This window comes from Flavobacterium hibisci (assembly GCF_020026925.1).
Classification (GTDB): Bacteria; Bacteroidota; Bacteroidia; order Flavobacteriales; family Flavobacteriaceae; genus Flavobacterium; species Flavobacterium hibisci.
The window spans coordinates 140,271-152,934 of the sequence record NZ_JAIQDW010000007.1 but is presented as its reverse complement, the minus strand read 5'-3'; the positions used below and the strand labels follow the sequence as shown (position 1 = coordinate 152,934).

At 30.6% G+C, this 12,664-nt stretch carries 13 protein-coding genes; 6 read left to right on the top strand and 7 right to left on the bottom strand.

What is annotated here, in order from left to right:
* Window positions 1–305: 305 nt before the first annotated feature.
* From K8B81_RS09480 to K8B81_RS09450, 7 genes are all read right to left on the bottom strand, one after another.
* Window positions 306–950, bottom strand: coding sequence for a recombinase family protein (locus tag K8B81_RS09480; RefSeq protein ID WP_223681193.1), 645 nt, complete (start codon window positions 948–950; stop codon window positions 306–308).
* Window positions 951–1,097: 147 nt separating this feature from the next.
* Complete coding sequence (locus tag K8B81_RS09475; protein WP_223681192.1) at window positions 1,098–1,871, bottom strand: hypothetical protein; 774 nt, start codon at window positions 1,869–1,871, stop codon at window positions 1,098–1,100.
* 108 nt (window positions 1,872–1,979) lie between these two features.
* A complete protein-coding gene (locus K8B81_RS09470; RefSeq protein ID WP_223681191.1) occupies window positions 1,980–2,420 on the bottom strand; it encodes a helix-turn-helix domain-containing protein in 441 nt (146 codons plus the stop codon).
* Between the two features lie 143 nt (window positions 2,421–2,563).
* On the bottom strand, window positions 2,564–4,318 hold the full coding sequence (locus tag K8B81_RS09465) for a DUF5131 family protein (protein ID WP_223681190.1): 1,755 nt from the start codon (window positions 4,316–4,318) through the stop codon (window positions 2,564–2,566).
* 183 nt (window positions 4,319–4,501) lie between these two features.
* Entirely contained in the window at window positions 4,502–4,945 is a 444-nt protein-coding gene (locus K8B81_RS09460) for a hypothetical protein (RefSeq protein WP_223681189.1), read from the bottom strand.
* Window position 4,946: 1 nt separating this feature from the next.
* Window positions 4,947–5,621, bottom strand: a complete 675-nt coding sequence (locus K8B81_RS09455) for a hypothetical protein (RefSeq protein WP_223681188.1) — start codon at window positions 5,619–5,621, stop codon at window positions 4,947–4,949.
* 438 nt (window positions 5,622–6,059) lie between these two features.
* Entirely contained in the window at window positions 6,060–6,335 is a 276-nt protein-coding gene (locus K8B81_RS09450; protein WP_223681187.1) for a helix-turn-helix domain-containing protein, read from the bottom strand.
* A 357-nt stretch (window positions 6,336–6,692) separates the two neighbouring features.
* On the opposite strand from K8B81_RS09450, the gene K8B81_RS09445 reads away from it, so the two are divergent.
* From K8B81_RS09445 to K8B81_RS09420, 6 genes are all read left to right on the top strand, one after another.
* A complete protein-coding gene (locus K8B81_RS09445; protein WP_223681186.1) occupies window positions 6,693–7,877 on the top strand; it encodes a T9SS type A sorting domain-containing protein in 1,185 nt (394 codons plus the stop codon).
* Window positions 7,878–7,963: 86 nt separating this feature from the next.
* Window positions 7,964–8,173, top strand: coding sequence for a hypothetical protein (locus K8B81_RS09440; protein WP_223681185.1), 210 nt, complete (start codon window positions 7,964–7,966; stop codon window positions 8,171–8,173).
* Window positions 8,174–8,181: 8 nt separating this feature from the next.
* Window positions 8,182–8,568 carry a hypothetical protein gene (locus K8B81_RS09435; RefSeq protein ID WP_223681184.1) on the top strand — a complete coding sequence of 129 codons (387 nt, stop codon included), beginning with the start codon at window positions 8,182–8,184 and terminating at the stop codon, window positions 8,566–8,568.
* Window positions 8,569–8,748: 180 nt separating this feature from the next.
* Window positions 8,749–10,251, top strand: a complete 1,503-nt coding sequence (locus K8B81_RS09430; protein WP_223681183.1) for a hypothetical protein — start codon at window positions 8,749–8,751, stop codon at window positions 10,249–10,251.
* Between the two features lie 141 nt (window positions 10,252–10,392).
* The gene (locus tag K8B81_RS09425; RefSeq protein ID WP_223681182.1) at window positions 10,393–11,208 is read left to right on the top strand and encodes a hypothetical protein; all 816 of its coding nucleotides are present in this window, start codon (window positions 10,393–10,395) and stop codon (window positions 11,206–11,208) included.
* A complete protein-coding gene (locus K8B81_RS09420; protein ID WP_223681181.1) occupies window positions 11,208–11,777 on the top strand; it encodes a hypothetical protein in 570 nt (189 codons plus the stop codon). The genes K8B81_RS09425 and K8B81_RS09420 overlap by 1 nt, the downstream gene beginning before the upstream one ends.
* Window positions 11,778–12,664 lie beyond the last annotated feature (887 nt).

Below are 12,664 nucleotides of genomic sequence, written 5' to 3'. Positions count from 1 at the left end.
AACTCGAGACACTTATTGCTGGTTTTATTAAAAAAGATATTTAACTTTTTATGTCCCAAAGTTTCTGTCAATAGTTTATTAAAAAATAGATTAAGATAGTAACTTCTTTACTAAAATTTTGATTTATGTTTTGATGTTCCATATATATAAAATTGTTTGCAAATACCGAGATTTTGGAAAATCTGACATTCCGCAGTTTTGCGTACAAGGTTAGAAAATTAAATGCTTAGAACAGATTAAAGAAGTAATCAAATTTATTTGCATTATGTTCTAATTAAATATTACTATTTTGTTCAGCCATTTATTTAAATACCAATTATCAATTTTTTTTCGATTAATATTTTTTTTATTTTCTGAACGGTTCCACTGCTTTTATCGGTAAGTTTCATTGTTTTTCGAATAGAATAACCTTGCTTTAATAATTTAACAACTTCCCGATGTTCATCTAAGAGTGCTTGATTATCTTTACGAAATCCGTCTTTCCTGCCAACTTTGCCTCCATTTTTTCTATATGAGTCATATCCGGACTTAATTCTTAATCTAATTTGGTTCTTCTCCATTTCGCTAATTGAGATTAGAATTTGTATCAAAAAATTTGATAACGGACTGATAGCTCCGTTATCATCAAGAGTTTCGATATTATGATTTTTGATGTAAAGACAAATATTATTCTCGTTTAACAGCTGAATTGTTTTAAGAACTTCAATAGTATTTCTTCCCAAACGACTTAATTCCCAAGTTAGAATTTTATCAACTTTATTAGATTTTATAAACGAAATCATTTTCATAAGTTCTGGACGTTCCTCATTCTTCTTTGCACCAGAAATAGTTTCTTCAAAAATTGCAGAAACAGAATAATTCATTTTCTTCGAATATTCTAATAGCTCATCAGTTTGTCTTTTGTAATCTTGAATACTTGTAGAGACTCTAGAAAAAATAATTACTTTCAAATCGTATCGTTTTAATTTTTTAAATTACAAAGATACGAAAAGTGTATCTTAATTTATCTATTTGTAATATTAAAATGATACACTTTGGTATTTGATACAAAAAATCTACTTAATAGTAGTAGCAAATTTCTATGCTAATGTGAAGCTCTATTCCTGATAAAGAATTTCAGCGAGAGATTTTCTTCTTTTAAATAACTTTAATTCTTCTGTAGAAAAATCATAAAAATTATTTTTAAATTCAATCTTCGGGTAAAAATTATAAGTTTTCAATTTATTATTACTGCAATCAAAGTTCCAAAAAACAACTTTCGGACAGCCTCGCAATGTTGTTATGTTATTATGACTACAATCAAAAGTGCCGGCAATATTTTTTGTACAAAACATCAAAGATTTTAATTTGTTATGCGAGCAACTAAAATTATCTTGAATCTCATCTGGACAATATTTTAAGGAGGTTAAAAAGTTGTTACTGCAATTAAAAATATTACCTACATATTTTGGACAATGTTTTAAAGAGTTTAGTTTATTATTGTTACATAAATATGCTTCCTTAACTTTAGTGGGGGATCCTTCCAATGTTGTTAATTGATTATTATGACAATAAAAAGAGCCATGTACTATATCCGGACAGCCGTCCAGTGATTTTAATTGATTATTATCACAACGAAAATTGCCATATACTGTTTTGAATTTTAAAGGAATGGAATTTAGTTCTCTTCCACTTAAATTTACATCATCTTCAACATTAATGGTTTGATCATCATTTATTGTATAGTAATCTATCTCATAGTTGATGCATATTTTTATTATTTCTTCTGTAGTCATTGAATTAAAACTTGCTGCATTTAACCTATATATTAATAACAATCTTCTTTGTTTTAAATTTTTATGATAGCATTGCTTTTGAGATATTAGTGACATTAGATTAATGTTATAGCCTCATTAAATATAATAGTTTCACTATTATCAATAGTGAAACTATTTTTAATTCTTAGTTCCTGAAATTTTATCGTTTAGTTAAAAAACTTGTCAAACTTTATCAGGATGATGCTCCACTAACCAATCTCCTAATTCTCTCATCACAGTAGCGAGATTTGGAATTTGCTTATCATTCAGAAAAGTGAAATTTTGAGTTTTGTTAAAATTGCCAGCCTTAAACGAACAAACAATTTCGTTTACTTTATCTGTTGCGATAAAATAACCTGGTTTTTTGCCCTTTTGAAGGAGAAAACGATTTTGTACGCCTTTTTCTTTTTGTTCAAAAAATATTGTGTAGTCTAAAATAACTGATAATTTGAGTAGAAGATCAATTGAGAAAGATAATTTGCCCTGTTCAATTTTATTAATAATATCAGATGTAACACCGCAGAAAACAGCAACTTCTCCTATCATTAAGTTTTTCTCTTTCCTAAAAAGTTTAAAAGTTTGGCCAATTATAATTCGAGCCTCTTGAGTATGAAATTTCATCATGATTTAATTAGATTTTTGTATTGTTAAATTTGATTTGAATTATTTCGTTGAGTAATTATCTGGTTGATTTTATGAATTTTTTTGATATCTCAACTAAGTGTTTGACAACCTTGGCCAATTCTGGCAAAGGTTGTTTTTGAATTCTATGATGATAAATAATAGACCCCAATTTTAAAAGTCAAAAACTTTTTGAGAATGTCTAGTTTGTCGGTTTTGTCAAAGATCATAAGAACATCAATTTCACCGTTCGATATTTTTTGCTTCCCTTCATCTAAGTCTTTCAAATAGATAATATCACTTGGTTTATCCGCTTTATCCTTTTGAAGGATTATTTTCTTTTCTGATTTAGGATCAACCAATTCTATTTTGTTTTTTAGTGATGCATGAGCTGCACTAATTGAAATTTTCCCTTCATTTAGTTTCTCAATTATTTGTTGAGATCCTTCATTCATTATTCTGTTGTAATTAACCGCGAGAGTTCTGCTGACACCAGCAAGATTGGCAATTTCTGTATTCGTGTCAATTGCTTTTATTTTGGTTGAATTTCGGTTTTCATCAGTTGGTTGAGAAGTCGTTTTTCCGGCTTTAGATAAATTTTCTTTCGCTATTTTCTCAATTGTGGGTTTGGATAAAAAAGCAAATCTGAGCCTTTCCTCATTAGTTAGATTTCTTCTTTTCAGCTGGTGTTTTACAATCCAAAATTTGATTTCTTCAAGATTGTTAAAAGTTTCGGTTACTTCTAAAGTCGGTATGTCTTTACGCTTAAGCTTAATTAAAGCAGCCAAACGCGTATGCCCATCTATGACAAGTTTTTTACCATTTTTTAATTGCACATACATAATAGGGTTGTGTATGCCATTTTTCTCAATATCCTCTTTTAGGTCTTCAAACAAATCTTTTTTTGCTATAGGCAAATATGATTTCAATTCCCATATGGTAACAAGATTATCTTTCTCGTCCATTATTAAATATTCATCACCAAATAGATTTACAGTAGGCATACTGTCATTAGATATCGTAGGATTCTCCCAATAAATTTTTCCATCTAATTCACAGCCTCCTTTTGAATAGTAGCGATGTTGTTTATCTATAGTAGGATCATTTGTATTCGGATTGTTTTTTGTTTTGCCCCACTGCTTAAAAAAGAAAGGCACGTTTTGTTCATCGCACTTACCCTTAATAATATTAATCCATTCTTTTTTCATGGGACGTATTGTTTTTTCAGGTATCCTTTTTCCATTTGCATCTAGAGCATAAGTAAAAACAATTTTGCCGTTCAAGGTTTCATATTTTTCCTCTCCTAAGTCGTCTTTCTCGATTTTGTATGAAGTATTTCCACTTTCTCCGCCAACGATTACCCAGTCAATTCCTGTTAGATTAATTTCTGAAATTTCTTGAATAAATGGCTCGATAGATAAAAATTTGTGTTTTGCAGCAGACGCAACAAGTCTAGGTATTCTTTTTGTTGCCCACTGATTTCCACAAGAAACCCCAAGCCAAATGTTATCTGACCATAAAAGATCTTTCGGTAACTGTTCAATTCTATCATCCCTCTTAGTTAATATTTGAAAAGTGTGCTGAAGATTATCATTCATTACTTTAAAAACTTTTCTGATAAAGTCATCTGACACGTCCTTATGAAAGAGATCAGACATGGAATTTACAAATACAGTAGCAGGGTGTTTCCAATTGTAAGGTTCATTTAATACATCTTCATGTTCCACCACAATATCAAAACCTTTTAGATATTTTTCATTTTTCATTAATTTCAATCTTTTTGTTTCTTTTTCTGCATAGCAGTTTAAGCATTCGTTTCCACCATTTTTTAAACTACTATAATGTGTACATCCGGTTGTTGGATTCCAGGTTTTGTCTGTCCATTCTATATTTGACTCCATAATTTTAAATTTAAAGATTTAGTTATTTTTTGTATTATCTTACACTTACTAATACCCTGAAATTTGAAAAGTAACCTTAAATGGATTTTTTTTAACATTTAATGTTAACATAAAAAAAGAGGGTACAACATTTTTCATGTCATACCCTTTTTTTAAGTGGTAATGTGCTCTCTGACTTACAATTTATATATTGCCATCTAAATATCTATTTTGAAGTTTTTCAAACATGCCTGGAAGTTCTGACTTTAAGCTATTTTTCTCAACAATTCTTATTGCTTTAGGTAGAGTTGAAAGAAAGGATATTTCCTCTTTAAATTTATTGCCTTTAGAATTTAATAACATTTTGATCGCTTCTGAAGTATTTCCTTTAACATACTCTTCAGCTAATTCTGAAATTAAAATTGAATACGTTCTAGGTGTTTTTGAAATAATTCTCTCTTTAATTGTTGAGCTTATATTTGACATAAGAACAAATTGATATAGCGACTTTGGGTCAGTTTCGAAATTAAGCAGTGAATTTGTGAAATTTTCCCAAAAAAACTCATCAAGAGCTTGGATACCTAGATCTGTGGCCTTTCTTAATTTAGGGACTAAATGGAATTGAACAATATCGATTGCTATTTTCATTTTATGCTAGTTGAAAATTATTATATAAATTTCTTAAACGTTCCATGCACTTATTCTTTTGACTTTTAGTTGTATGATCATTTTTGTAATTAAAAAGTTCCGTGAGATTACGTATTCGATAATTATATTCTGGTGAGAATGATAATAAAATTAACGAATAACATTTTCCACCTTTATTTTTCATAATCTCTAGAACTTTATACTGTATTAACGTTTGTTTATATAACAATTCTTGCTCTATTATAAACTCTTTATCAATGTTTTGGAATTGGATTTCGTCAGAATCAATATAATAATCATCATAATTTTGGTTTTCAAAATCCTTTTTAACGAATAAGTTTCCATGCCTTTCAATTTCATTTCTAATAGTATTTAAACAAATACCCATAAGATAACCGGCGATAGAAGAACCTTTTTTTTGTAGAAGCCTAAGTCCATGTTTCAAAATTTTACCATATAAAACGCATATAGATTCTGTAAATATGTCCTGAATTATTGTGTGATCCATTTTAGGAGATTTACTTCTGAGCTTTTTTTGGAAATCATCCTTGTATTTTTCAAAAATAACGCTTATATAAAGTTTATCTTCAATGATTTTCATTATTAAATCTTCATCGTTCAGTGCAAATAGATTATTTCTGTTCTCTACGTATTCCTTTTGTTTATTTAAGTCCATCTAATATTTCATTAATTAGACAATAGAAGTTCTCTTTTGTAAGTTCTCCCTCTTCATTATAGACATCATAATAACTCTCGTACTTAAGAAAAATAACTAACCAATTACTTTCGATCTGATATAATTTTTCAATAAATATTTGATGCCCCTCGTCCTGTTTTAGTCCAAGGACTTCTACAATTTGTTTATTTTGGATAATGCTTAAATTTTGGTCCGGAGCGAGCTTTATTATGTTGTTATTTATTTTAAATTCTATTTGATATTGTTTTAGAATTTTGACTATTTTATTTTGATTATGAAGTAACATATAGGTGAGTTAAAATATTGTTTGTGTGCTTATTGGAGATTCTCTAATTGTTATCAAGATTTGCTGAATTTTGATTTAATTAATGATGTATATTTAATATTAGCCTTCAAACGATTAAATCACTTCTGTTTTTACTTCTTTCTTTCTATATCTTTTTTTGAATGAGGAATATCAATGCCTTTAAAAAAATCTTCCAGACTTACTTCTAATAGTCTGCAAATTTTAATTAATGTTTTTAATTCAAAATTTGCCCCTGTTTCTAATCTCCAATATGCCGATCTGCTCATCTCTAAAGCAAATGCTATATGCTCATAGTTTGAGTATCCCTTTTCTTTTCGAAGTGTCTTTAGGCGCAAAGCAATTGCATCTAGCTCTTCTGTATTATTTTTTTTACTTGAGTCTTCCATGATTCAAATCTCAAGAATTTGCATTTTATATGGTACTCCATTAAATAGTACACTATAAAATAGAATTTATTTTTTATATTTGTTCATTATTATATGAATTAATACAAATCAAATATGAAAAAAATTTTACTATTTATAATTTTTCCAATCCTTGGTCATTCACAAATACAAATTGGTTCCAGTATTTCCGAATCGGTAACAAATGACAACAGTGGAAATAGTATTTCGTTATCCGATAATGGAAATGTAATTGTAATAGGTGGTCCAGGAAAGATAGCAACTGCCGCAGGTGTTACTCGAGCTTTTAGTAATGAGGGAGGAATATGGAAGCGAATAGGAAATCCTATCTATGGGGAGATGATAAATGATCAAAGTGGTAGAAGTGTTTCGGTATCAGGTGATGGTAGTACTTTAGCAATTGGTTCTACTCAACCTGCAAATAATTCTCCTGGGACTGTAAGAATCTACAAAAATTTAAATGGTATTTGGAATAAAGAAGCTACTATTAATGGAGAACAGCCAAGAGGAGCTACGGGGGCGAGTGTGTCATTATCATATGACGGAAATGTCGTAGCTATTGGAGCTACAACAAATTATTTATATGCTCCAAGGGCAGGACAGGTTCGTGTTTTAAGAAATATTTCAGGGAAATGGGTCCAAATTGGAAACTATATCACTGGCAAAATGGCTGAAGATTACAGTGGATGGAGTGTTTCACTCTCCAGCAGTGGAAATATTGTGGCGATAGGAGCGCCGCAAAGTAATGTTGATAATCAAAGAAAAGGTTCTGTATCTGTTTATGAAAATATCTATGATAATTGGGTACAAATAGGAACTGATATTTTAGGACTGACAACAAATGAATTTAGTGGATCTAACGTAGAGCTATCTAATGACGGCAAAATATTAGCAATTGCTGCCAGATATAGTCCTATTGTCCGCGCTTATCAAAATACTGGCGGAACCTGGGCACAAATTGGAAGCGATATAACCGACCCAGAAATTGAATATTTAGGAGGAAGAAGTGTTTCACTGTCTGGTGATGGAAATGTCTTGGCTGTTGGTTGTCCATATAGCTATGGAAGTATTGGTCGGGGTCTAGTTCGTGTGTATGCAAATGAAGCGGGGTCATGGAAAAAAATAGGCATTGATATAATCGGTGAAGCTGATAAGGATGGATGCGGCTCGAGTGTATCGTTATCAAGCGATGGTTCAATATTAGCTATCGGCGCACCCTACAACAGCAAAAAGGGAATTGATTCCGGGAATGTTCGCGTTTTTAATTTATCACCTCTTTTAAATAATGATACGTTTGTTTTATCAAATTTTTTAATCTACCCAAATCCTTCATCCAAAGATGTATACATAGAATTGCAGAGCAATCTGGACTTAGAAAAAGTTAATATTTATAATACAGCTGGCCAACTAATAAGAACTGAGAGAGAAAGCCGAATTTCAGTTAGCAGTCTGAGCAAAGGAAATTATTTTTTTGAAGTTGTTAGCAATAGGGGCAAAGCCACAAAGATAGTAGTAGTGAATTAATTCATTGAAATGTAGAGCCAGAAACTACGTAAATAAACGGGGCGGAGATCGAAAAGCCACATGAGTAGATAATAAAAAATTTTATTATGGGATTTGATAGTAAATTTATTAGTTATGGGGTAATCAAAGTAGAAGGCGAAAAATTAAAACTCTATTCGACTTCAAGCAATCATATAATTATAAATGTTGGAAAAGAGGTAAATAACGCAGTATGGTCTGGCGACGTACTAAATGTTTATTTAAAAGATGGAAAGGTTCGTCGCTACACCTCCACGACTAACTACTCAACTGTATAATATAGTATATGATAGAAGTTTATAATTTTTTAGTAGGCAAAAGAATAATCATTCTTACGCCTAAATGGAGGTCTTTCGCTGGTAATCTAAATTCGGTTTCTGATGTTATTGATAATCTTGGTTTTTCACAAGTAAGAGTAAATGGAAAAATAATTGATTCAGATCGTATAAAAGACATTAATCTTATCTCCGGCTTTTTGTATAATATTGATATCGCTGTCGACAGAATAACTATAGCTAATGATCTTAAAACTATGACAGAATTTGTAAGATCATTACAGGTAGCGTTGAAAAACGGTGATGGAACAAATGAATTAATATTTCTAGATTTTGATACGAAAGAAGAATTTAGATACCACCTTACTGAAGATGTACTTCGTAAAGCGTTAGGTTAAACAAGAAACGGATGAGTAATTTACTCATCCGTTTTGTTTTATGCATTTTATTGAAAGTTAAAGTGTGGTGTAAGTATTGCTTTTTATTTCTTAAAAGTTAAACTTTTTTTCAAATATATGGTATAAGAATGTCTGGAACTTTAAAGTATAGAGATCCAAGGCATAAAATAAAAACCGTATATGTCTAAAGAAAATAAAATCGTAAAAACTCAAAGAAAGAAAAGACAGCAGTCAACTATAATTAAATCTAATTTATCTAATCAATCTAAATCTTCTATCATTAATGATGTTATAAATAGTCATATAGATAATGATTTATATTTTGTTGTAAAACCAACAAATACAGGGGGTAACGAGGTTGATGATGACTGTTTAAAGAAACAAAACTCTACACTGGTCGCGACAACACATCTTAAAAATCAAAATGTGATAATGATTCCGCCAGTTGAAACAATGCTTAAACGGAATCTTTCCACGGTATATCTTAAAAAGATTCATGGAGGGAAAAATACTGAGGAAAATAAGCTAGTTGCAGTAGAATTGTGTTTGCTATTTCTAAGTCAGTTAGAGTCAGCAAATAGAAGTATCATTAATGAAACAGAACCAGAAGGTTGGAAATCTCTCAGGGCAGAATATCTAAGGCAATTACTCTATCTAGAATCGCAAACGTATATAAACGTTCGAGATGCATTAACGGAATTTTATTATAAGGATAATGGTCCAATATTAGAAAAGGGTTATTACAGGATAGGAAGTAATAGTTATCGATATCGCTTAACAGATAATTTTCGAAATAAAAAATATAAAGCTTATATGTTGCAAACAGATGTTGTCAAAAAATTATTTAAAAAATCATGTGAGCGAAAATTAAAAAAAGCAAAAGATAATATCATCTGTACGAATCTAATTGAATTTTATAAGACCGTGAAATTACCGACTAAAATAGAAATTAACGCAGAAGCAAACCAATTAATCTCAGATGGGTATACAGACAAAAAAGGAAGAAGATTAATGTGGAGAAATAAAAGAAGTAAAGAAAGGTTAGCAAATATTTCTAACGTCTGTTATGTAGAAGATGCTATTGAAGTATTTGAAAATTTGACTTTTAATGGTTTGATGATACCTAAACCTGGAAATGCTAAAAGCGGTGGTCGAGTTGTGGATTCATTTACACTTATGCCTAGTTGGATCAGAAGACTGATTAAAATCAATGGCAATCCAATTTCTGAAGCGGATTATTGCTGTCTGCATCCTAACCTTGCCATCATGTTGTATGGAGGCAATTCAATACATCTAACGCATGAGAAGTTAGCTGTAGATATGGGAATTGATAAAAAAGATGTTAAGATCGAGCATTTATCATTTTTTAATAAAAAAGCAAGTCAAATGGAGAAATCATCGTTATGGAATTATTACAAAAAGTTTGAGCCGGATATGCTAAATACAATTATATCAGAGAAAATGAAAAGCCAATTCAAACATAAAATAACATCTCGACGATTATTTGCCAAAGAAGTTGAGATAATGACGGAAGTTATTAGAAGGCTAAATGAAGAGGCAATTTTTGTGGGCTATATATACGATGCCTTGTTTTTTGATCCTGAAAATTCGGAAAAAATTGTTTCCATTATGAATGATGTTGCTTATGATTTTAAAGTTTTTACAATTGCTAAGCCAGAATAAAGATCGTAATGATGTAATATATTACCTCGATAATATACAAAGTGCCACAAGGATAGTTTTATAATTATTCTCAAAATTACAGTCGTTGAAACTGGCATATTTCATCACGGCGGAGTACTTTAGCTTGAGTAATTGATCCCAATGAAAATAAAAAGAATACTGTCTAAAAAGGAAGTTTGTCAAATAAAGCAAAGATATAAAATACGTATAGGACATTTCGTTATTAATAAAAAAGGACTAATTGATGTAAACGGTGATGTGTACATTTGTAACACCACGCTAAAAATGTTACCTCTTTTTTTTGGAAAAGTTTATGGTGATTTTTATTGTTCCGCTAATAAATTATCAACATTAAAAGGTTGCCCAGAATATGTCGGAGGCTCGTTTAATTGTAATTCAAACAATCTTACAACATTAAAAGGAGGGCCAAAGTTTGTGGGCGGAGATTATTTCTGTCAAGAGAATGATTTGACTTCACTGAAACACTGTCCCTCTGCAATTAATGGTAGTCTTACTGCTTTTCTAAATCGAATCAACACATTCAGATATTTACCCGAAAAAATATCTGGTAATTTTTACGCTAATAATAACGAATTAACTAGCATAGAAGGATCTTTGAAACAAGTGGGAGGAAGTCTGCATTTGACTGCAAATGCACTTAGCAGTTTAGCAGGCTGTCCGACTTATATTGGAGATACTCTTTCGTTTGATGATGATGTGAAACTAGATATCGGAAATCAGAACTGTATAGTTAAAAAAGTTAATATCCAAAAACAAGAATCAACTGCTCCAAATCAAAGGACGATACCACCCATTGTTATTGAGAAGCAGATGGCATTACCAATAATCTTTAAGTATTACCGTCATATTGGTAGTTTGTATTCCGACGACAATAGCAGGTTTAATCTAGATGAGTTTAATAGATTGGTTTTGGATATAGAAGAAGGTTTCAGGTAATGATGGATATAGATTCTGATCTTACGTTTTTTAGTTTGGAATGTGAAGTGCAACGAATCATTAGAGATTGCTGGATAAATATAGGTTTATACAAAATCAATACAGATGGAAGTCTGGATGTTACTGGTAATGTAAAGTTTGCAGAAAATATGAATTTCACCACGGATATTCCTTTGGTATTCAATAAGGTTTCCGGCGATTTTGACTGCTCAAGGATGAATTTGCGATCTTTGAAAGGGTCACCGAAAGAAGTTGGTGGTGTTTTTAATTGCACTTTTAATCAGTTGGAATCTTTGGCATATGTCCCAAAAATTGCCCATCGATTTATTTTCGATAATACTGTACAATCACTGTGTACTGGAGGAGTTAATTGTCAATTCGATGGAGTTACCTTGTTGCATCTAAGTGATAACTTTCCCAAAGTTCTTCCGGAAAAAATAAGCAGTAACTATATGTATTTGAAAACATTCTTCAAATATCAAAATTATTATTGTGTGTGGAATCATCAAGAACTAAATGAAAAAAACTTCGATTTATTAATTAACGATATCCAAGAAGGCCTGAAGTAATAATTTCTGCCAAAAAAAATGCAATACCTATTTTTTAACGAAAAAGTTAATGTGACTTGAAATGGTATAAGCGATTGATTATTAATATTTTATTCTTCAGATGGCAATTTTTAACCTCTTAAATTGTCAAAAAATATACAAAGGGGCTGATTATCAGTAATCTGTGACTAAGTGATTTTTTTTGTTTAAGACTAAACTTTATGTGGAAAAAATGATATAACTCTTATATGTGATAAAATATGGAGTTTCGAAATATAGAAAATAAAGTTAATAGTACAACAATCATAAACTTTAAATAAGTAGGGCGTAGGACTGGAAGGAAAGATATAGAAAGTATGAAAAAAATGGCTTATTAATAACAAAGTTACTATTCATCGGCAGGCAAAATGAGCAAAATAGCATTAGGCGAGAAGAAAGATATGTTGAAGTCAATTTACGAGAAGATTCAGGTTTTGTGCGTAATTTTGAAGGAGAAATCACAAGGATTGAACGAGAATTTGAAGAACTTGCAAATAGAGAACGAAGCAATTTTAAAAACTTAGAAAAGGAATTCAGTCTAAAGATGAAGACTATCGAAAATTCAAAGCCGAAGTTGAGGATGGACTACGAAGCGAATTTGAAACGGGATACCAACAAGTTGTTGACAGAATTAACATAGAGATATACAATCAAACAATGAGTTATCCGAAAGAATTAAGTCAATACTTGACTTACGTGGATTACTTGGTGGCAGAAATATGCAATCAATCTTGAAAAATATAGAAAAGGAATATCAATTATTAAAGCAGGAACTTGGAAGAATGGGATTAGTGAGGAGTGGTTTATTAAAAATTTATGTAAGAGGATTTATAAACAGGTAAGATTTTAGGTATAATAAAATATGCAAG

What these genes read in the sequence shown, in the direction of transcription:
- K8B81_RS09465 (WP_223681190.1), bottom strand. Translation starts at nt 4,318, where the DNA reads ATGGAGTCAAATATAGAATGGACAGACAAAACCTGGAATCCAACAACC.
- K8B81_RS09475 (WP_223681192.1), bottom strand. Translation starts at nt 1,871, where the DNA reads ATGTCACTAATATCTCAAAAGCAATGCTATCATAAAAATTTAAAACAA.
- K8B81_RS09470 (WP_223681191.1), bottom strand. Translation starts at nt 2,420, where the DNA reads ATGATGAAATTTCATACTCAAGAGGCTCGAATTATAATTGGCCAAACT.
- K8B81_RS09445 (WP_223681186.1), top strand. Translation starts at nt 6,693, where the DNA reads ATGATAAATGATCAAAGTGGTAGAAGTGTTTCGGTATCAGGTGATGGT.
- K8B81_RS09460 (WP_223681189.1), bottom strand. Translation starts at nt 4,945, where the DNA reads ATGAAAATAGCAATCGATATTGTTCAATTCCATTTAGTCCCTAAATTA.
- K8B81_RS09455 (WP_223681188.1), bottom strand. Translation starts at nt 5,621, where the DNA reads ATGGACTTAAATAAACAAAAGGAATACGTAGAGAACAGAAATAATCTA.
- K8B81_RS09440 (WP_223681185.1), top strand. Translation starts at nt 7,964, where the DNA reads ATGGGATTTGATAGTAAATTTATTAGTTATGGGGTAATCAAAGTAGAA.
- K8B81_RS09435 (WP_223681184.1), top strand. Translation starts at nt 8,182, where the DNA reads ATGATAGAAGTTTATAATTTTTTAGTAGGCAAAAGAATAATCATTCTT.
- K8B81_RS09425 (WP_223681182.1), top strand. Translation starts at nt 10,393, where the DNA reads ATGAAAATAAAAAGAATACTGTCTAAAAAGGAAGTTTGTCAAATAAAG.
- K8B81_RS09430 (WP_223681183.1), top strand. Translation starts at nt 8,749, where the DNA reads ATGTCTAAAGAAAATAAAATCGTAAAAACTCAAAGAAAGAAAAGACAG.
- K8B81_RS09420 (WP_223681181.1), top strand. Translation starts at nt 11,208, where the DNA reads ATGATGGATATAGATTCTGATCTTACGTTTTTTAGTTTGGAATGTGAA.
- K8B81_RS09450 (WP_223681187.1), bottom strand. Translation starts at nt 6,335, where the DNA reads ATGGAAGACTCAAGTAAAAAAAATAATACAGAAGAGCTAGATGCAATT.